General features: G+C 58.2%; 27 protein-coding genes. 8 read left to right on the forward strand and 19 right to left on the reverse strand.

Annotated elements, in window-relative coordinates:
• Positions 1-9: 9 nt before the first annotated feature.
• Positions 10-456 (forward strand): protein-export chaperone SecB, encoded by a 447-nt coding sequence (locus ACMZ6R_RS05735; protein ID WP_416109924.1) that lies wholly within the window; start codon positions 10-12, stop codon positions 454-456.
• Positions 457-604: 148 nt separating this feature from the next.
• On the opposite strand, the gene ACMZ6R_RS05740 is transcribed toward ACMZ6R_RS05735, so the two are convergent.
• The 9 genes from ACMZ6R_RS05740 to ACMZ6R_RS05780 are packed head-to-tail and all read right to left on the reverse strand — an operon-like array spanning position 605 to position 8,041.
• A complete protein-coding gene (locus tag ACMZ6R_RS05740) occupies positions 605-1,252 on the reverse strand; it encodes a hypothetical protein (RefSeq protein WP_416109925.1) in 648 nt (215 codons plus the stop codon).
• Between the two features lie 9 nt (positions 1,253-1,261).
• Positions 1,262-1,981 (reverse strand): hypothetical protein, encoded by a 720-nt coding sequence (locus ACMZ6R_RS05745; protein ID WP_416109926.1) that lies wholly within the window; start codon positions 1,979-1,981, stop codon positions 1,262-1,264.
• Between the two features lie 25 nt (positions 1,982-2,006).
• On the reverse strand, positions 2,007-2,975 hold the full coding sequence (locus ACMZ6R_RS05750; RefSeq protein WP_416109927.1) for a phage major capsid protein: 969 nt from the start codon (positions 2,973-2,975) through the stop codon (positions 2,007-2,009).
• Positions 2,976-2,996: 21 nt separating this feature from the next.
• Positions 2,997-3,908: a hypothetical protein gene (locus tag ACMZ6R_RS05755; protein WP_416109928.1), complete on the reverse strand. Its 912-nt coding sequence runs from the start codon at positions 3,906-3,908 to the stop codon at positions 2,997-2,999.
• Between the two features lie 24 nt (positions 3,909-3,932).
• Positions 3,933-4,280: a hypothetical protein gene (locus tag ACMZ6R_RS05760; protein ID WP_416109929.1), complete on the reverse strand. Its 348-nt coding sequence runs from the start codon at positions 4,278-4,280 to the stop codon at positions 3,933-3,935.
• Between the two features lie 25 nt (positions 4,281-4,305).
• Complete coding sequence (locus tag ACMZ6R_RS05765) at positions 4,306-6,597, reverse strand: hypothetical protein (protein WP_416109930.1); 2,292 nt, start codon at positions 6,595-6,597, stop codon at positions 4,306-4,308.
• A 3-nt stretch (positions 6,598-6,600) separates the two neighbouring features.
• Positions 6,601-7,038 carry a hypothetical protein gene (locus ACMZ6R_RS05770; protein WP_416109931.1) on the reverse strand — a complete coding sequence of 146 codons (438 nt, stop codon included), beginning with the start codon at positions 7,036-7,038 and terminating at the stop codon, positions 6,601-6,603.
• Positions 7,035-7,256: a hypothetical protein gene (locus tag ACMZ6R_RS05775; protein WP_416109932.1), complete on the reverse strand. Its 222-nt coding sequence runs from the start codon at positions 7,254-7,256 to the stop codon at positions 7,035-7,037. Before ACMZ6R_RS05775 ends, ACMZ6R_RS05770 begins: the two co-directional genes overlap by 4 nt.
• A complete protein-coding gene (locus ACMZ6R_RS05780) occupies positions 7,253-8,041 on the reverse strand; it encodes a hypothetical protein (protein ID WP_416109933.1) in 789 nt (262 codons plus the stop codon). Before ACMZ6R_RS05780 ends, ACMZ6R_RS05775 begins: the two co-directional genes overlap by 4 nt.
• A 263-nt stretch (positions 8,042-8,304) precedes the next feature.
• Here ACMZ6R_RS05780 and ACMZ6R_RS05785 point away from each other — a divergent pair, with 263 nt between their 5' ends.
• Positions 8,305-9,213, forward strand: coding sequence for a hypothetical protein (locus ACMZ6R_RS05785; protein ID WP_416109934.1), 909 nt, complete (start codon positions 8,305-8,307; stop codon positions 9,211-9,213).
• Positions 9,207-9,512, forward strand: coding sequence for an STAS-like domain-containing protein (locus ACMZ6R_RS05790; protein ID WP_416109935.1), 306 nt, complete (start codon positions 9,207-9,209; stop codon positions 9,510-9,512). The genes ACMZ6R_RS05785 and ACMZ6R_RS05790 overlap by 7 nt, the downstream gene beginning before the upstream one ends.
• Positions 9,513-9,792: 280 nt before the next feature.
• Here the strand turns inward: ACMZ6R_RS05790 and ACMZ6R_RS05795 are convergent, their stop codons facing one another.
• From ACMZ6R_RS05795 to ACMZ6R_RS05825, 7 genes are all read right to left on the reverse strand, one after another.
• The gene (locus ACMZ6R_RS05795; protein ID WP_416109936.1) at positions 9,793-10,017 is read right to left on the reverse strand and encodes a hypothetical protein; all 225 of its coding nucleotides are present in this window, start codon (positions 10,015-10,017) and stop codon (positions 9,793-9,795) included.
• A complete protein-coding gene (locus ACMZ6R_RS05800; protein ID WP_416109937.1) occupies positions 10,014-11,387 on the reverse strand; it encodes a terminase large subunit domain-containing protein in 1,374 nt (457 codons plus the stop codon). The genes ACMZ6R_RS05795 and ACMZ6R_RS05800 overlap by 4 nt, the downstream gene beginning before the upstream one ends.
• The gene (locus ACMZ6R_RS05805; RefSeq protein ID WP_416109938.1) at positions 11,384-11,935 is read right to left on the reverse strand and encodes a terminase small subunit; all 552 of its coding nucleotides are present in this window, start codon (positions 11,933-11,935) and stop codon (positions 11,384-11,386) included. The genes ACMZ6R_RS05800 and ACMZ6R_RS05805 overlap by 4 nt, the downstream gene beginning before the upstream one ends.
• A gap of 292 nt (positions 11,936-12,227) precedes the next feature.
• Positions 12,228-12,482, reverse strand: a complete 255-nt coding sequence (locus ACMZ6R_RS05810) for a hypothetical protein (protein WP_416109939.1) — start codon at positions 12,480-12,482, stop codon at positions 12,228-12,230.
• Positions 12,479-12,712, reverse strand: a complete 234-nt coding sequence (locus ACMZ6R_RS05815) for a hypothetical protein (protein ID WP_416109982.1) — start codon at positions 12,710-12,712, stop codon at positions 12,479-12,481. The genes ACMZ6R_RS05810 and ACMZ6R_RS05815 overlap by 4 nt, the downstream gene beginning before the upstream one ends.
• Positions 12,652-13,953: a DNA cytosine methyltransferase gene (locus tag ACMZ6R_RS05820; protein ID WP_416109940.1), complete on the reverse strand. Its 1,302-nt coding sequence runs from the start codon at positions 13,951-13,953 to the stop codon at positions 12,652-12,654. The genes ACMZ6R_RS05815 and ACMZ6R_RS05820 overlap by 61 nt, the downstream gene beginning before the upstream one ends.
• Before the next feature lie 329 nt (positions 13,954-14,282).
• Positions 14,283-14,594 carry a hypothetical protein gene (locus ACMZ6R_RS05825; protein ID WP_416109941.1) on the reverse strand — a complete coding sequence of 104 codons (312 nt, stop codon included), beginning with the start codon at positions 14,592-14,594 and terminating at the stop codon, positions 14,283-14,285.
• Between the two features lie 20 nt (positions 14,595-14,614).
• Here ACMZ6R_RS05825 and ACMZ6R_RS05830 point away from each other — a divergent pair, with 20 nt between their 5' ends.
• Positions 14,615-14,986 (forward strand): hypothetical protein, encoded by a 372-nt coding sequence (locus ACMZ6R_RS05830; RefSeq protein WP_416109942.1) that lies wholly within the window; start codon positions 14,615-14,617, stop codon positions 14,984-14,986.
• A gap of 597 nt (positions 14,987-15,583) precedes the next feature.
• Here the strand turns inward: ACMZ6R_RS05830 and ACMZ6R_RS05835 are convergent.
• The gene (locus ACMZ6R_RS05835) at positions 15,584-15,754 is read right to left on the reverse strand and encodes a hypothetical protein (RefSeq protein WP_416109943.1); all 171 of its coding nucleotides are present in this window, start codon (positions 15,752-15,754) and stop codon (positions 15,584-15,586) included.
• 17 nt (positions 15,755-15,771) lie between these two features.
• The gene (locus tag ACMZ6R_RS05840; RefSeq protein ID WP_416109944.1) at positions 15,772-16,029 is read right to left on the reverse strand and encodes a hypothetical protein; all 258 of its coding nucleotides are present in this window, start codon (positions 16,027-16,029) and stop codon (positions 15,772-15,774) included.
• A gap of 345 nt (positions 16,030-16,374) precedes the next feature.
• Between ACMZ6R_RS05840 and ACMZ6R_RS05845 the strand changes: the two genes are divergently transcribed.
• Genes ACMZ6R_RS05845 through ACMZ6R_RS05860 form a run of 4 tightly spaced genes read left to right on the forward strand, consistent with a single transcriptional unit; the run spans position 16,375 to position 18,395 of the window.
• Positions 16,375-17,013, forward strand: a complete 639-nt coding sequence (locus tag ACMZ6R_RS05845) for a S24 family peptidase (protein WP_416109945.1) — start codon at positions 16,375-16,377, stop codon at positions 17,011-17,013.
• 37 nt (positions 17,014-17,050) lie between these two features.
• Positions 17,051-17,323: a hypothetical protein gene (locus tag ACMZ6R_RS05850; RefSeq protein WP_416109946.1), complete on the forward strand. Its 273-nt coding sequence runs from the start codon at positions 17,051-17,053 to the stop codon at positions 17,321-17,323.
• A gap of 20 nt (positions 17,324-17,343) precedes the next feature.
• The gene (locus tag ACMZ6R_RS05855; protein WP_416109947.1) at positions 17,344-18,090 is read left to right on the forward strand and encodes an endonuclease; all 747 of its coding nucleotides are present in this window, start codon (positions 17,344-17,346) and stop codon (positions 18,088-18,090) included.
• A 17-nt stretch (positions 18,091-18,107) separates the two neighbouring features.
• Positions 18,108-18,395, forward strand: a complete 288-nt coding sequence (locus tag ACMZ6R_RS05860; protein WP_416109948.1) for a hypothetical protein — start codon at positions 18,108-18,110, stop codon at positions 18,393-18,395.
• Positions 18,396-18,425: 30 nt separating this feature from the next.
• Here ACMZ6R_RS05860 and ACMZ6R_RS05865 read toward each other — a convergent pair whose 3' ends face one another.
• Positions 18,426-18,851, reverse strand: coding sequence for an EamA family transporter (locus ACMZ6R_RS05865; protein ID WP_416109949.1), 426 nt, complete (start codon positions 18,849-18,851; stop codon positions 18,426-18,428).
• Positions 18,852-18,874 lie beyond the last annotated feature (23 nt).

Raw genomic sequence — 18,874 nt, forward strand, 5'->3', positions numbered from 1 at the left:
GGTATAATCATGGCTGACCAGAAGACTAAGGCTCCAGCTTTAACTATGGAGAACTACTTCTTTAGCGAAGTACATGTGGCCATGAATCCTGATGTGAATCAGGAAAACATTGAATCTAGGAAGGCCTTCAACTACGACTTCACCAAGAAGGTCGATATCTTTGCTAATAAGGAAGAAAATGACCTCTACATGGTTGTTTTAACGATAACCAATGAAACTGCTGATGGTGCTAGAGCAGAGGATATCACATTAAAAGTGAACGGCTTGTTTCGTCTTCCGCCAAACCTTGAAGAAGATAAGATTCAGAAACTACTGCGTATCCTGGCTCCATCAATGCTTTATGGTTCTGCGAGGGAGTTCCTCCTGACTATCACCTCCAGAGGGCCTTTCCCGCCTGTCTATCTGCCAACTACGTCGTTTATTCCTGAGCCTCCAACTGAATCTCTTGAACCATAACCAGTTACCATCACTTCAGGCCCGCCTTGTGCGGGCCTTTTCTTTTCTCAAGCCATCCAAGCCACCTCCTACCGTGCCTCGACCTTCCGCCCCGGGCGACCGGGGCTATTTTTCTTGAAACTGGCCACCTTCACACAGTTCCTTCCGTTCACCATACCTTCGACTGCAATTTCACTTCCCGCGTGACCGTCGATGCCCCCCGCATCTCCCGGCAAATCGGGCTGTTAAGGTGGATTGCCTCGTGTCCCATCGCGCTTGTCGCCTCGCCGATCCGCCAGCCGATGACCCGGGCCAACTGCCGAAATATGCGCCAACCGGAGACCGCTTTGGCACTGGCCAGGACGTGCCAACCCGTGGCTACCTGCTGCCGGTCGAAAATACGCCAGCCCGTCGCTGCCTGTGTCCTGCCCAATACGCGCCATGCCAGTTGCACCGTCAAGGCCCCGGCCTGTAAAATCGACCACGACATGGTTGCCGTGCGCTGTGTGAAGATTCTCCAGGCGCTGGTCACGGAAGCGCCGGCCATGATGCGCCAAGCGCTGCCACGCGTCAGGGCGGCCATGGTTCTCCAGGCCGCTGCGACCTGCCGTCGGCCGAAAATCCGCCAACCCGCCCCAAGCTCGCCCCCTGTAAGGACTCGCCAGCCCGCGACACGCTCTCGGCGCGCGAAAATCCGCCAGGCTGCGGCCACCGCCTGCCGCGCCAGAACATGCCAGGCAATCGCCGTCGTGATGGCAGCCAGGACCCGCTGGTCTCCTTCGATGGTCTCGCCGGTCTGCTTGGCGGTGATGGACATGGCGGCTCCTTATTCGATGCCCAGCAGCACGGGCTTGTACTGGGTGTCCACGCCGGCCGTGGCCATGGTTTTGGCGACAACGGGCTGATCGATGTCCAGGGTGGCGTTCATGGCGGAAAGGCTGCCGGCCACAGCCCCGGGCACCAGCATGGAGCCGACGGCCGGGGTGCCAGCGATCAACGCAGCGGCGGGGCCGGAGGTCTGCGCCCAGTAGTAGAAGCCGGCCGGGACCGGGCACGGGGTAATGCCGGCGGGAACGCCCTCCTCGGTGTCGCTCTCCACCGTGCCCATCCAGGGCGACGGGATGAGGGACAGCTTGGACGTGGCGTCCAGGGCCACGCGGATGGTCTCCTCGAGGACCACCGTCAGCGTACCCGAGGCGACGCAGGTGCCGTGCGACTGGATCTTGTACTGCATGCCGGCACCGGGACCGGTGTTGATTTGGAGGTAGCCGCCCGCGTACTGGCCGTCACCGACGGCCGTGGCCCCGACGGTCATTTCGATGCGGGCATCCCCGACCTTGGTCGCGACTCCGGTCCGGTTGATGTGATCCGCAACGGCGGCCGGGGCCATGGCCAGCTTGCCCGGGGAGAGCGCGGCGGCGCCGGCCTTGGCCAGGCGGAACTTCCGACCATCAGCCAGGATGCGCAGGGTGCCAATGGCTTCCGGCGTGGAGCCCTTGGCCTCGAACAGGCCGTGGCTGAACATGGTCTTGATGGGCTTGGACATATCGGTGTCTCCTTCGAGTCGCGTGTTACGACAGGTTGCTGTGGCCGGCGTGGGCCTTGCGGTTGGAGCAGATGAGGTTCCCGTGCCAGAGGATCTTCATGGTCCGGCCGACGGGGCCGGTCAGGTCAACCCAAGGGACACGCTTGAAGAAGCCGTCCTGGTGGATGGCGAAGCCGAGGTAGTTGGTGTTGATGGCGTAGCAGTGCCCGGCCGGGCAGTAGTCGTCGGCGGCCAGGGTCATGCCCTCGTAGACGAGATGGGTGAAACCGGCCTTGGCCGTGTCCTCGTCTTTGACGAAGCGCTGCTGGACCTGGAGGATGCGGGAGACCTTGTTGTAAAGGGTCTCGGTGGTCACGGCCACGTTGGGCTTGCCGGTGGCGCCGTCGCCGAGCTTGGCCGAGGAGCGCATGGTTTGCAGGCCCTCAAGGCTGATGGCTTCGGCGTCGGAGTTGAAAACGGCATGCCAGGGGGTCGATCCGTCGTCGGCCACCAAGTCGGCCTCGGCGATGCCGCCATAGGGCCGGCTGGTGTCGGTGCTGACCAGGGAGCCGAGACCGGTCAGGGTCGGCGCGGTGTCGGTGCCGTCGGCGTAGATGGTCTTCGCCAGCCAGGCAGTGCACGTCTTCTGCGCGTTCTCCAACTTTTGGTTCACGAACTGGATGGCGGCGTAGTCGCCGCTGCTCTCCAGTTCGTCGGTCATGTAGACGGTGGCATTGCCGTAGCCGTGCTTCCAGAGGAAGTAGGCGGCGTTGATGCTCTCGCGGTCATCCGAGGACAGCGGGTCGGAGCGGGTGAAGAAACCGCCCTCGGCACCGGAGTAGTTGAGGGGGATGCGGATTTTGAGACCGCCGGACGGACGCTCGAAGAGGCCCCGCTTCTTGTTCATAAGCAGGTCGAGCAGAAACGAATCCCGGAAGTAGATGTCCACGGCCTTCCCGCCGGCGGCGGCGAAATAGTCGTTTGTGATCGATTCGAGTTCTTCAAAGGTCAGCATGTTGTTTCTCCTTTGGACCGGCTACCGGCCGGCGCTGGCCCGCATGTGCTTGAGCTTGGCCGCTTGGACGGCGGCCATTCCACCGTATTTCTCCGGCTCCTTGAGCATGGCGGCGAAGTCCGGGCCTCCCTGCGGAGCCTGCCCCCCGGGATTGCCGAGCACAGCCGCATGGCCCTTGGCCCGGATCGCCTCGACCATCTCCTTCTCCTTGGCGGCTACGGCGTCTGTGACGGCCTTTTCGGTGGCGGCCTTGGCCTCGGCAAGCTGGTGCGTCAGGTAGGCCGATAAGGGATCATGGAGAGGGTTTTGAGCCTTGAGCGCGGCGAACTCGGGCGACCGCTCGAAGCCGGACAGGCCCGGGTTGGCATCGCACAGGGCCTTCCAGGAAGTGGCGTCTTGGGCCTTTTTGAGTTCGGCCTGGACCTGCTCCACGGTGTTCTGGTTCCCCTGGTTGATAAGCGCCGAAGCTTTGGCCTCGGCCTGGGCCATGGCCAATTCGCCGACCTTGGTGGAATAGGTGGTGGCGTCGATCTTCTCGGCCTTGAAGTCAGCATCCAAGGCGGCCTTCTCCCCCGCGAAATCCCTGGGCGGGGCTGCGGGCGTGTCCGGCTTGGTTGGCATGAGCTGGCCGACAAGCTGGGTGAGTGCGTCGATTTTGCCACGCAGTCCTTGCACCTCGGGAGATTCCGCCGGCGCGGCCGGAGCCGGAGTGGCATCGGGCTTGGGGGCGGACGGCGTATCGGTGTCCAATGCCGGCGCGCCGGACTTCCCGGGGTCACTCCCCCCCTTGTCGCCCGGGGGCGGCGTGTCCGGCCCGGGCCCGGGCGCGGGGGCTCCGGTGTCCGGGCCCGGTTGTGGCGCGGGGTCCGCAGTCGGCAGGGTCGGCCCGCCGCTACCGATGTCCCCAGGTACGGTCGAAATCAGATCGGGCATCGTCATCTCTCCTGTGGGTATGGGTTAACGGCCGTGACGGGCCTGGAATCGCTCGTAGACCTCGCGCGTGACCGGCCCCATGTCCGCCATCGCGGAGCGGGCGTGCTTGGCGGCCTCGTCCTCGCCGTGGTCCTTGTGGCGGATGCCGGCGGCGCGCATGGCCCGGGCCAGGGCCTGACGATCGGACGGATTGGCCAGGTAGGCGCGCACCTCGGGGCGGGTGTCTTCGGGATCGAACCCGACCGTGCAGGACGCCACCCACTCCGCATCACTGCGGTGGGCACCCCGGCTGGAAATGATGCGGTGCGCCGGCGCATGGCAGTCCGGACACGCGGCGAAAAGCTGCTCCATGGGCGCGATGAATTCAGTCACGCGGCCACACGCCGGGCACGCGAAATCATAAAGCGGCATTGATGCCTCCCTCGGGGCCGCTCGGGGGCGGCGTTACGGGTTGGGATTCCTCGGGCGGGGACACGGGGGCCGGGGTGGTCTCGGCCGCAGCTGCCGCGCGTGCCTTGGCCTCGGTCTCAACTGCCCGGCGGCCGGCCTCGGCGCTGTCCATGTCCATTTTATGCCGGTGGGACTCGGACTCGCGCTTGATCTCGCCGACAGCCTTGACCATGCCCAGCCTGTGGACTTCCTGGTCATGTTGCATTTTCTGCGCGACGTCGGCGGATTCGCGCTGTTCGCGGCTGCCGGCCAGGGCCGTTTCCGTTTCCAGCTTCGCGGCTTCGGCCAGCTTGCGGCGGGTGTCGGCCTGGGTATTTTTGATCTCGGCCTGCCCCTTCTGCGCTTCGATGGCCTGCGCCTGGGAGGCGGCTTGCTCTTCGGGGCTCGGGCCTTGGGGCTGGCCCTGGTCGGCCGGCTTGATCTCACCGTCTTCCACGGCCTTGGCCACGTCCTTCGGGTCCATAGTCGCAATCTGCGTGGCTTGGTCGGCGGCTTCGGCGGGGATGATGCCAGCGGCAACGAGGTTCTGAATTGCCTGCCCGGCCGGGCCTGCGGCCATGCGGGCGGAAACCTCGCGGGCGTTGGGGTATTCGAGCTTTTCCAGGAGGTCCTGCCGGTCAATGGCCTGCTCTTTGTAAAGTTCCAGGGCCTCTTCGCGCTGCTGAATCTTCGAGACCGGCATGGTGGAGCCGTTGACGACGGTCAGGCGGGCCGGGACGCGCATCAGCTTGCCGTTGATGCTCATCGGCGTGGTGCGGCCGTCGGCGTCGGAAAAGCTGATCCACCGTTCCTCGGTGTACCAGTTCTGCACGTGACTCAAAAACATGCGCCCACGGTCACGGATGAGCTTGGAGTAGTGCCGGATTTTGCCGGCCTCCATCGTGGAGGCCTGCTCGATAAGAGCGGCCAACGCCTTGTAGGCGATGACGGATTGGCCAGGGGTGTCGCCGCGCTCAAGGTCGAACGTGGCGGCTATTTGCAGCAACAATTCTTTGTAGATGCCCATGACGGCCTGGATGTCGGCCGTGTTGTTGGGGAACTCCATGTACCGGATGGACTGGGACAACGCGGCCGAAACCGGGTTGATGATGCCCATCCGGTTGGAAAACGCCTCATTGGGCACGCCGGAGTCGCGGGGGTTGATTATCTTCGGCCGGGCCGCCTGGTCCTTGTGGTAGGTAATTTGGGACAGGCACTTGTTGATTTCCATCTGGAGACTGGCCAGTTGGTCAAAATCGCTGCTGCCCCACGGGCTCGCTGGATCAATGTTCGAGACGGCCAGGCTGTACGGAAATTTATCGTACAGCCACGTCTTGGCGGCTTCGGCCTGGTCCATGGTCGGGTTGATGGACGGGTTGGGCCGGTCGGCCAGCACCAGCGTCCCGGCATTGCACACGGTCACGCAGCGGATTTTCCCGGGGTAGAGGTCGCCGTCCGGCCCCTGCGTGTAGTCCTTGGCCCAGCACTCGATGACCAGGACCTTGTCCTGTTGCCCGTTGGCCTGGTTCGAGGCCGGCCCACTGAAAAAAGCCCTCACAGCCCCGGCGAAGCGCATGAGAAGACCGGACGCGGCGGAGCCGGTCACCACCTCGTTGCGGGTGTCGTTGACCTGCTCCAGGATTTGGGCATCCGCCTTGATCTTGTCGGCGAACTTGGGCCAGCGCCGGCGCGCCTCCCGAATGTCCATGGCCTGGAAGTGCAAGACAGCATTGGCCTTTTGGATGTCCCGGGTATCCACGGGGTGCATCCCGAAATACCAAGGCTCGATGACGACAGTCTCAACCTCCCCGATGCCCTCAAGGTTCGGGTCGAAGACTACCTTTTCCACGGTCACGCCGTATGTCTCGCCGTTGATGACGGATTGCTCGAAGACGGGCTGCTGCTCCTGCTCCGCCCACCAGTAATCGGCCAGCCGGCCGATGGTCTGGAAAACGTCCTCGTCACCTTCCGGCCCAACGCGGAACACGTTGAACGTGGGGTTGTTGTTCGTGAGCGTGTTGACTGTGCGGGTGCGGTGCAGGTGCAGCAGGTTGGCAGTGGTCAGAGGCACGCCCGCCTGCCTGGCCGTGCGTTCCCAATGTACTCCCTGCCCGAGGCGGTAGTTACGGTTCCACCTCGCGGGCAGGCCTTTGCTTTCTCTGTCGGCCATGCAATCGAGAAACAGCCCGAGGACCGCCTTGCCGACGTCCTTGGGCTGGTCAGCCGGGGGGAGGATGTTGGGCGAAACGTCGTTGGGCATGGGCTACCGCCTGCCCTTGCGCTTGGCCTTGGCCGGCACCGGGGCCGGCGTGGCCGGCTGCGCTTGTGCCGCCGGGGGCTCCTGCCGAACAGCCGCGCGCGCCGCTTCGACCGCCTCCCACTCCCTGGCCAGGTCCTCCGAGTTGTGGACATAGGGCGCCGGCGGCGGCGTCTCCAGGCCCCGACCGACGATCCAGTAGCCATCCGTGGTCAACAGGCGGTCCGGGCGCAGCAGGTCGGGCGCGCTCATGTCCCAACTCATGGCCCGCCTGTGGCACATGGGGCAAAGTAGGAACTCCCAGGTCGCTGCGGGGTCGAAGGGCGGCGCGAACCCGGGCCCGAGAGGTCCGAACATGGCACCGGCAAGCGGCATGGCCAGAGACTCAGGCTCAAACGTGCCGAGCTGGGTGCCGCACATCTCGCACACGAGAACCATGCTCATGCGTCACCCCCTGGCTCTTGGGCTTTGGCCCATGGATCCTCATCCGGGAGCAACGAGGCGGCTGTAGGCTTGGGCTGGCGGGCCGTGGCCTGGAACATGGGCCGACCCGCGCTCTCCCGTCCGAGACGCCAACCGAGCATGAGCGCCCCCACGAGGAGCGCCATGAGGCCAATGGCCATGGCCAGAAGTTGCCAAAGCGGCAGAGGAATCACGGTCACGAGAACACCTCCGTGAGGGCGTCAAAATCGGGGATTGTGGCGATGAGATCACCGGGTGCCGGCGTATGCGAACCTCGGGCGGCATCGTCCCAGGGATCTCCGTAGACCTGGCCCGGAACGGTCACGAGGTCCCGGGGAGGCTGGACCATGTCCAAACCCTCCAAGGCCCGGCCCAGGGCCGCCATAAGTGGGTGCTGCGCGGGATCGGGCAGCGTGCCCCCGCGCCACATGGTCGTGAACCGCGTGCCCTCGGCCATGATGCCGGGCAGGCCTTCGGGGAAGAGGTTGGCGGATGGTCCTATGGCATCGAAGATGCGCTGGCAGTAGACTCGCCACCGATCCTTTTGCTGCCACGCCAAATCGGTGAGGAGGAACAGATTGCCCGAGGCCTGGCACGAGACGAGGGAATACGAATAGTAGGGGTCCGGTTCGTCGTTCATGCCGTACGACCCAAACCATTTCCCAGGAGCATCAAGGGCCCATGTTCCCGATAGGGCCAGGTACCTTTTGAGGAGTTCGTCCAGGTTGTCGTGCACCACCTCCGCCAGCGCATGGTAGGTGCGCCGGTCGCCCGGGGCCCATCGCAGGCCGAGAACAACCAGCGCACCAGGGGCGGGGTGGGCCGGCCAAGCGAGTCCACCGGCGATGGAGGCGTAATCGACTCCGGTGACGACATCTCGCCAGACCGATGAAGGCGGGACCGCCAACGTTGTGGTCCCCTCGATCCGGTCGATTTCGCGGTTCGAGGGGCCTACGTCGCGGCCGGGAATGTGGATTTGGTGCATGCGGGGCATAGGCCCCATGAGAGCGAGAATAAGGAGAAAGGGAAGGGTGTTAGTCCTTGACAGAGGAACAAGGCATGATTCGTGATGCCTCTGCTAGAATTTTTATCCGGGTAGTTTTCCCATATCACCAGATAAAAACATATTGCAGTTTAGAGGTTCATATTATAAAATTATTTATATTTTTTATTTAAGCTCTTGGCCCTCCTAAAAAACCCATACTTGCCTATACAACAATGATAGGCATTATAACATATGGCGGCCGCATGGAAAATAACAGCGATTATGTCACGATTCCGCTTCCAGAGCGTTTCAACAAGAACACGATGTATGGTTTTTTTTCGCAAATCATAGACGACAATGGCAATCCAATTCATAAAAAGGTAATGCTTGATTTTAAGACTTTGACAAAATTTATCGAGCCCGCAGGAATATGTGTTTTGTTAAATGCAACAAGCTGGATGCAGGCCAACGGAGTTGATGTTTTATGTGACCTTCCAGAGACAGGCACATGCGGAAGTAAGACGCACCCAATCAGATACTTAGACGATGTTAATTTTTTCGATATATTTCTAGGAGAAAAGCTATTCCAATCACCATCCACACAAAGAAGAGTTCTTCCTTTAACCCTATTAAAATTTAGCGATTCATTTCAATTTCTCGACACAATTCTAATACCACAGGTCAATTCATGGCTCAGTATGGATATCAAGAATCAATTTCCTGAATTTGAAATGTGCTTTGGAGAAATATTCAACAACATAAGAGATCATTCTGGAGTAGATACTGGGTGCGTTTTTGCTCAGCACTACAAAGATTATTTTATGTTGTCAGTCTCTGATTTTGGAGTTGGAATCCCATTCAATGTAAGAAAAGTAGCTCCTGACACAACAGATGGAGAAGCAATTACAATGGCCCTGCAAGAGGGATTTTCGACAAAATCAACACCAAAAAACAGAGGCGCAGGCCTAGACAACATAATCGCGAATATCGCCGGACCGACAGGAGGTTCTGTAACCATCCATTCTTTAAAAGGATTTGTCCGATGCTCTGCAACAGACGCCCCTGTTGTGAGAAACCAGTCGGCACCTTATCCAGGGACGATGATTGACTTCGTCATAAAAACTGACAATATTCCTCTCATCGTGGATGCAGAGGAGGGCTTCGAATGGTAGTGCGTGTACTCGACTACGTTGTTCGCTGCTCTACTGAGGAAGATGGCGATGCCATCTTTAAGGTTATCAGCCCCTTAATTACGAGGCGTAGCAAGGTTACAGTTTCTTTTGAAGGAGTAACCAGCACGACTTCTTCCTTTGTAAATGCAGCGTTTATAGAGCTCTTAGGGCTCATGTCTTTTGAAGAACTCAAAACCTATCTTTGGTTTACAAACTCTACGCAAAAAATAAACGCCCTGATCAAAAAACGTTTTCAATTTGAAACAGAATCGCGACAAAGCAATCTAGCATATGCTTAGGTCGCTTCCGTACCGTTGCAAAAGGCCAGGATCATATCCTGGCCTTTTTATGTCATACTCTAAAGCGTAGGATCCGACTCTAGACTTTTAAATGCTTTTCCACAAGCACACCGATGATACCGCGTCCGCCATTTCCCTTCCGGTGGCTTGGTCGTGTGAGCCTTCACCCACTTTCCACATCTCGGACATTTTCCTGCATGACGGAAGGGCGAGTAATCAACACCATCACATTCCTCCGGGATAGGTGGTACATTATGGAATGTCGCAGAACCCTGGACGTTCATTGTACCTCCTTCAACGGAATGGTTTTGTCGCAACCGCAAAACGGGCATTTACCCACCCCGACAAGCCCCATCAGATAGCCCGGGACAGAAAATACCGTGCCGCACCCGGCGCACTGGCGATACGTCTTGTCCGAGACAAAGCAGAGGGTCCCGTCCTCGGCCACGTTGGCGTAGACGCCCAGCCCGGCCAGACGCATTGCTGTCGTCGCACTGTCGGTCATGATTTGCGCCCCCAATTGGCCCCGGCCGTCAGGCCGTCGCCTGCCGGAGCACGCAGCATGCAGACGTGACACGCCTCGTCGTAGATGTGATCCTCGCCCGTGCTGTCGATGTCCTCGACGTTCAGGGGGTTGATTTGCAGCAAGGGGATGGTACGAATGAACTGTTCGCAGGACTCGTAGACCAGGAGCATGGGCGCGCTGCCGTCTTTGGGCAGCGTCAGCCGTTCCCGGAAACGACGGATTTTATTCACGCGCGAAGGGTCACCCGGGGTCAGGTCAACCCCCTCCTTGGCGAACTCCTCGGCCGTGCTCGGCCCCTGGCCACCGCCCTTGTAATCCGGCTTCTTGGAAAAGCAGTCCGGCCCAGCCAAACGGACGATGGGCCGCCCCCTCAGGCCCCACCGCTCTTCCCGCTGCAGGATGCCCCGGGCAAGCTCGGTATCCACGAGGCGCAGGCCCTGGTTGGGCGTGCCGTTCCATCCGTACCACTCCCCGAACCGATAAAGCCGACCGTCGGCATCCTCCCACCACCAGCCCAGGGCGAACGGCGCGCCATAGCCCCAATCGAACGTCATATAGAGCGGCGCATGCTCCGGGATCGGCATGGGCTTGACCACGTGCCGATCCCGGCTGAACTCGAAGGCCTGGCCAATAAAGATGTCCCAATTGCCGTCTTTGTAGGCCGTGCGGTACGGCTCCGGGAGGGCATCCAGGCGCGCCAGATATCCCGGGTCACGCTGCATGAGGATCGGGTTGTCCTGGAGCAGCCCGGGGATGTAGGTGCGCAGCATGCCGCCCTCTTCCGGGGCGGCCATTTTGAGCTGCATCGGCTTGACGAAATCCACCCATCGCCGCTTCGCGAAGGCATGCCCTACGCCGCCGGGGTTCGAGGCACAGACGATGCCGGGGATTTTGTGGCGGTACTGCTCGGGGATGACCAGGGCGCAGCGCAGACGGCCGCGCAGGTAGTCGTACTGGAACTCCGTGAACGTGGTCAGTTCATCAATGAGCAACAGGTGGATTTCCGCCCCCTGGAACGCGAAAACGTCCTGCTCATACTGGCAGGAGGCAAAGAAAAGCTTGGAGCCGTTGACGAAGTCCCACCGCTTGGCCTGGCTCTTGAAGACGCCGACGCCCATGGGGAAATGGGCTTGGGATGGCAGGATGTGGTTTTTCTCGAGCTCGGGGAACGTGCGGCGGAACAGGTAGACGTTAAGGCCCGGGATGCGCATGCACCAGTGCAGGCCCTCCATGCGCAAGGCGTGGCTTTTGCCCGGGCCGGCGGCCCCGCCGTACAGAATCTCATTTGCCGGGCTGGCGTGGAGCGCCGCTTGCTTCGGCAGGGGGCGGTATTCGGCCTGGACGTTCATCCCTGGCCGTCCTGGGAGCCCTGGCCATCCTCCACCGGGGGCTTGAACTCATCCGGCAGTGGGGCCGGTTCGGGGCACATGGAAATGAAGTTCAGGACTGCGGCACCCGGGCCCTTGTCCTTCTCGAACAGGCCCAGGTGACGACCGGCCAGTTCCAGGGCCTTCACCTTGTCGTGCAGCTTGACCTTGCGGGAGCCCCCGAACTGCGTGGTGGTCTCGCTGACCTCGGAAATGGCCGCGGCCGTGGCGTCGTCGATCTCGGCAGACTCCTTGATCGTGACGCCAGCAGCCCCAAACGTCGTCACCTTGCGGATGTCCGAGAAGGCAAGCCGGGCGAGCTCCTGAAGAACGCCATCGGCCGTGATTTGGGTCCGCTCGGACCGCTCGGCCATAGCCGCCTGTATCGCTTCGGAAACTGACGTTTTTTGAAGGAGGTCGTGACCGATCCGATAGGCGGTCTTCTGGCTGTAACCGGCGCGAATAGCGGCTTGCGTGGCGTTGAGGTCCACAATGTACTCCTCAACGAAACGTGTCTGCTTTTTGTTCAAGCCGCTCCTCTTCCCGCTCATCACGTGCACCTCTCCCCCGAAGCAAAGAAAAAAGCCCTGATCCTGCCTGTGCCTATGCCTCGCGATTTATCGGACCTGCCGTGCGTCACCCGAGGATCGTTGATTTATATCCCGGGGCTTAACGCTCGGATTCCCCCGGTCGGGCTCTGTGCCCATTGCAAGGCGTCCGTTTATCCGTTCACCCCGACTGATTTGGCGTGCGGGGCATATCGGCGGCCGGGGGTTGGTCCCGACGATCCGGGACAGCCGCCGCGAGGTTTTGGCGTTGCTGCTACGGTCGGGGAGTGCCGACCCACCCCATTCGCATGGCGACCCACGCAACGATGGCGACGGCGCCCCATTCCAGTATCTTGACCACCACCACCGACCGCATTTTGAGCGCACCGGACATGGCACGGTGCTGCTCGGCATGCTCCTCCGGGGTAAGACTGCACTTCGCACAGCATGCGGCCTGCTGACCGCATTTCCCGCCCTGGAGCTTCTCGGCCAGGGCGTCGGCTAGCCGTTCGACGTCCAGGTCACTCATGCGACGCCCCCGACTTCGACCGATTCGCAATCGGCCGTGTACGCGGCCAAAGTGACCTCATGGCCAAGCGCCTGCCGCAGTTCTCCGGGGGTCATGGCCTCGGCCTGGGGCGACATCACGCCCGCCATGGTCAGCAGGTATTGCGCTGTCTCGCTGCAAAACCCCCGCTTCATGTTGAGGGCCACCCGGCGACGCACGTTGGCGAAAAGGGACGGGTAAGCCTCTCGCACTCCACGGGCATGAGTCGACGTACGGCCCTATGCGTCAGGACATACGGCTTGTCGCCTCCGCCCTTGCTGGCGCGCATGGATGGGCAGCGGTCCCCGGACAGTTCCGCCGTGCCGCCGCCGTTGCGTCCGCGCAGGGAAACAGCAACTGGGTTTGACGCGCCAAGGGCCGGGGATAGATCGACGGCTTTGGCGCATTGCGTGCCGGAAAGTCTTGCGGGAAAAGCTATTGGCACCAGCGGAGTGCCGCGTCCCGTGCCGTCCTCGGAGGCGTCGAAGCCCTCGCCGCGAAGGGCATGGGCAACAAGCAGCCCCTGTTCCGCGTCCTGTTGGGTGGCAGAACCCGCAGCCTTGGAGCCAGGGCAAAGCGTTCCCGTGACCAGCGTGTCGCTCTCAAAGTCGAGCCGGTAGCCGCTGCCAGTCTCGTTACAGCCTAGGCGTGTGGCAACGTCTATGGGGCCGGACGTGTTGTTCCCACCGAAGGCGATGGGGATGAATGCGCCGCTGCGCTCAAAATCGTCGTTCCATCCTCCCCGGTCGCTTCGTCCCCCGAGAGGTCCAGCAACGAGGTTATCGTTCCCGTCCCCGCGATCACACTTCCGAGCGCCTGCCGTAACTGGGCTGGCAGCGTTTTGCCCCGCCTCTGGGCGCGTCGGAGGATTCCAGCGCAGGCCTTCGGGCTCAAAAAGTATCGCGGCGGCACGCTCCCAGCCTCCAGAATGTCCGACAACGTAGACGCGACGGCGTCTCTGGGGCACTCCGAAGAACTGAAGGTCCAGAACTCGGTAAGCGATCCCGCTCCACCGCCGAGCCATTTCCCGGAGCACGGTTCCAAAATCCCGTCCACTTCGACTCGACAAGGCTCCGCTGACATTTTCCCAGATGATGACAGGAGGCGGCGCAGCCATTTCGTCAACGATCCGCATCGCCTCAAAAAAGAGACCGCTTCGAACCCCTTCAAGCCCGACGCGCTTTCCCGCGACGGACAGGTCTTGGCAGGGGGAGCCGAAGAAAAGAACGTCAACTGGCGGGACGTCACAGCCACGCACCTCCTTGATGTCGTGCCGCATGATAGCGTTGGGAAAATGGCGGCGATGAACGGCCCGGGCCTGCCGATCAATCTCGCAGGCAAAGACCACTCTAAAGCCGGCTTCCTCGAAACCAGCATCCGCAAGACCGCCACCGGAAAAGAAGGTGGCCAGGGTAAGGGATTGGTCGGGAAGGAAGCCAAGGAGGTCAAGCATTACTGCCTCACCTCCTGTCCCGGTACCATCACGGCCGCCATAGCCATCACCTTGGCATACTCCCCGCGAAGGATTTCTTCCGCCGCGATCTTGAGGGCAGCGACGTCATCGAGAGACGCAGTTGACGTGTCGAAATCGATAGAATGACAGGCGCAGCCAAGCCGGAGCTTGCCTGGCTCCGGGATTGACCATGTCAGCGCCACGCCGCAGCCAGGGCACGGAGGAAGCGTACGTGCTCCTCGTCCGCGTCCACTCGCCCCTTTTTGATTCATACTCTCCATCGCTAACCGCCCTTAATTTCTTACAAATCACATCTCGAATAGTATTGCTCAATCCAAATCTTCATCGAATAACGGAATCATATCAGGATGAGTCCAAAATGAAGGTTTGGAATGATGAAAGGCGGCGCGCATCGTCTGTGAAGCATTGACGTTGAGCTGTGCGCACATGCGGCGCAGCTCTTCAAACGTCTTTTGGTTCATAGTCATGGTGACGCGCACCATTTCAGATTTCTGTCCTTTCCTTCGAAATGCGCCGTGCGGCATTTCGATTTCTGTGACATCGTCAATTGTGACCTCAGGAATGAGGTCCAAATTTATCGCTTCATCATTTTTGCGAAAAAACTTACTGAACAAACCCATAACTACCTCCGGGAATTGCGATGAAAGAGTTAAAATTTATCCAGTTTGACAGCCTTGTGGCCAAAAATGGTCGGGAATTTTTTGTGCAGGCTACAACGACGGAAGGCGTCATAGGCCTCCGCTTTCCTGTAACCATTGTTGACAGCTTGCACCAAGTGCTGGATGGGCTGGAAATAATTGGATGCTCTCGGCCAAGCATCGTCGTGACAAAATTTCTTGACCCGATTTTCAGCCACCACGATGGTGTGGCTCTGCTGCACTACGTGGCCGAAACCGGAGTACAGTCCTACATCGGCATCGAAGCGACCGCCCTGCCCTCTCTCCAGGAGGCAATACGGCAACTTCCGTGGTCCCGTTGCGACATGCCGGCCCCGTACGGCTCCGATGCCTGACGTGGAGATGCTGCACCTGCACGTGTCCATTCGGAGGCGTAAGGGGGACAAGGCGCTGAAGCTCACATTGCGCTTGGTGGGCATGAGCTTTGTCATCTGGCGCCGCCGAACATTTCCGGCCGCGACGCAGGTTGAAAGTGCCCGGGCCGAGATGATCCGCTATGCGCTGTCACGGTTTGGTGGGCGATGCAGCATCCAGTGGCGTCCGGCACTCCCGATGGCAGGGCCAGGCGATCCAGGCGACGGGGCCGTGCGGAAAGATGGTCCAGAATGAGTGCCCATAACGCGCGGCCGACATTGGCCGGAGTATCGAAGGACTCCCAAGACGAAACACTCATTTGCTGCCCTTTATTTCCGCCCCTCCCCTCGGTATTGGATTGGTGCGACCCAAACCCAAACCGAGAGGAAAGACGAAATGTTCAAAAAATGCCCATTCTATCCGAACGAAAACACGACGCACTCAACCGGCCGGCAAATGGATTGCCCAAAGCGAGACTGTAAATTTAATTCCGAGGATACTTGTGTCATAATTCAAGGAACCGCTATCGCTATCGACAATTTCAATATGCTGAAGGCTATTCAGTCTAAGCTTGGTATTTATTGATTCCGTTCGGCGTATTCAACGCCGCTCATAGCGTTCGTTGAATCTTTGATATTTTTCTTATCTTTGGGGGCTTGTTGCACTTCCAGCAGGCCCCAAATCCTCTGTAACTCTTCGAGGATGGCGGACAGCATTTGCATGTGGCACTCGAATTGATGGTCGGTCATGGTGGTCTCCTAGTCGGTCAAGCCGCCGTTGCTTCTTGTATTTGAGCCAGAAATTTGACCCGGCACGTTTCACAAATGGGTAGGCCGCCAGCCCCGCGCAGGCTCGGCCAGTGATGGCAGACGGCTTCCTGGCGGCAGTATGAGCACGTGTCCGGGTAGCTTGCCCCGGGGCGCTCCATGCAGGGCCGGCAGATGATGAGCGTGTGGACGATTCGCACCCCTGGCGGATCGCCGCCGCAGAGGACGCAGTGGCAGGGCAGCGGATGATGAGCCATCACGCAGCCTCCTCGGGGTGCTGAGGTTCAGAAGAAGGCGCAGATGGGAGGGGATGGCCGTCAAGAACGAATTTCCCGATTTTAGCGCTGACATCAACGCCACACCGGAAGCGTCCTCGTTCCCCTTTCCACGGCCGTGTGATGGACTGAACAGCCACCCCGGCGGCCTCAGCTAAGTGGCTGGCGGCAGGAGCCCCGGGGGTCGAAAAATACCGCACAAGGTCTTCTTGGGTGACAATCCGGGTGTTCATGGGGGTAATTATGTAGACACATATCTAAATTGTCAATGCGATCACTAGATATACGTCCATAGACAATTGTCTACCTTTCTGCTGAAGTGACAATATGGGATTTACACGAGACCTACTTGCGGCCATCAAAAAGGCCCATAAAGAGCGCTTTGGGGGCATAGACTCGCGCCTTGCCGAGGCTGCTGATTATGACAAGACCGGCTTGGGTCGAATGCTAAAAAAAGAAACCCTCCCCAAGTTTGAAGCATTGGGTCGGCTGGCAGATGCATGTGGATTGCGAATTATTGAGGACGATGAGCCAGATGAGACAAAATATGTTTTTATACCTAAGGCAAGGACCAAACTGGCAGCTGGTGGAGGTTCTCTTGAAACAAGTGGTGAGATTGAAGGGTCACTCGCATTCTTGAGACACTGGATAGCAAGTAAGGGAGCTAATCCTAATAATTTGAAGGTAATGAGTGTTTTTGACGACTCTATGTCTCCCACAATAGATGACGGAGACATTGTACTTATCGATGAAAGCGATGATGCAAAAAAACTAATTGAATACAAGGTATACGCCATCAGATGGAGAGGAGAACTTTACATAAAAAGATACAAAAAAACACCAGATGAGCATCTTTTTGCAGGTGATAACGAACGTAAAAAACACAAAGATGTCCATGTCCCTTTTGCAGGGCAAGATGACTTTGCAATTTTAGGTAAAATTTTATGGGCAGGAAAAGAGCTTTAAAGAGGAAAAGTAAAACATATTAAACCGGAGCATGGTCATGAAGAGTCTTCTTCTTGTGCTGGCCTTGGTTTTAATCCCCGCATCTTCCTTTGCCGTCACGGACCAGCAGGTCCGCGATATGATCATCAAAGAGTCGCTTCAGTCTTACCCTGGCAACTGCCCCTGCCCCTACAACACCATGCGCAATGGACGGCGTTGTGGGGGGCGAAGTGCATACAGCCGGCCGGGCGGTCGGTCGCCGCTCTGCTACCCAAAAGATGTCACTGACAAGATGGTCAAGGCTTATCGCGAACAGCATCACGTGAAATAAAAGCGATGCCAGGAACTTATATGCGAATTTTTACACTGCTTTTAGCGATTCTTGCTCTTTCAATCCCCGCATGGGCCGTCGGTAATGGCAACACTCAAATTGACTCGTTCAACAAAACAAAGAAACTTCTCGAGCAAAAAATCTACTACGATCACCGTCAAACGATATATTGTGGTGCTGAGTATGACGAAAGAAAGAATGTTGCTCTCCCATCAGGATTTCATACGGATAAGCATGTCAAGCGGTGTGGCAGGATAGAATGGGAACATGTTGTCCCAGCTGAAAATTTTGGGAGGACATTTACAGAATGGCGTGATGGCGATCCTCAGTGCGTGGATAATAAAGGGAAAGAATTTAAAGGGCGAAACTGCGCATCTAAGGTGAGCATGGAATATAGATACATGCAAAGCGACATGTACAATCTTTACCCGGCAATAGGTTGTGTTAATGCAGAACGGAGCAATTTTAACTTCACCATGTTGCCATCCACCGCATCAAGTTTTGGCTCCTGTCCCATGAAGATTGAGGGAAATAAGGTTGAGCCCCCTGCAAATGCACGCGGAAGAATCGCCAGGACATATAAATACATGCAGTGGGCGTACCCACGCTATAAAATGAGTAAAGCTCAAAACAAGCTAATGGACGCCTGGGATAAAATGTACCCCATTACTCAATGGGAGTGCACACGGGCAAAGCGAATAGAGTCAATACAGGGCAACCACAACCCGTTTGTCGCGGAACCATGCGCAAAACAGGGGCTACAGTAGAGCAGACTGGAGGTCTATTGAAAGCCCGTTGGCGTATACTCGGACGCGTGTGGCTTTTTGCGTTTGCCGTGATCGCGGCGGTGGCTCTCTTTGGTCCGCACCAAAAGCCTACCCGGCCATGGATGCATGGACGTGTAGTTGAGGTGATCAACGACCACACATTCGGGTTCCAGCAGGAGGGTAAGGATTTCTGGTTTACTATGCGGATAGAGGGGCGGCAAAGCCTTGGGATTGGGCAGATGGTTGAAGTCCAACCAATCGCATTTACTAAAGAAGGAATAATGAAGGCGCGGGTGCGTCAATAATGGGCGCAAGGATTAAAGCGACACTGCAATTTACCTATTAACTAATATCAAACCAATAATACAAAGTAGAACTCCGAAAAAATTAAGTCTTGTAAAACTCTCCTTATAAATCAAGAACCCTATTGGAAGAAGGCAAACTGCGACGGTTATATTAGACACAATTGAAGCAACATTTATATTCCAACCCAATCTGTAGGCAAGTAAAAACCCAACCTCTAGGCCAACAACTGCGAACCCCAAAGCGATACTTGGCCAAATTGATAGTTTTAGCTGCCAAATGAGCGGTGTATTTGATGGATAAAATGGGAATAAAGCTAAAGAAAAAAATATAGCCGTAATGTAAGTTATAATAAGTGAAATAAACGGGTTAAATTGCTGTGGTATTGACTTTTGGAATACGTGATAAAGGACATTTGACAAGACAACTACGCCGATAGGCAGATAATATGTTCCCATTTAATATGTCCCTTCTTTAAAAT

The organism is Solidesulfovibrio sp. C21 (assembly GCF_047785625.1).
Lineage (GTDB): Bacteria > Desulfobacterota > Desulfovibrionia > Desulfovibrionales > Desulfovibrionaceae > Solidesulfovibrio.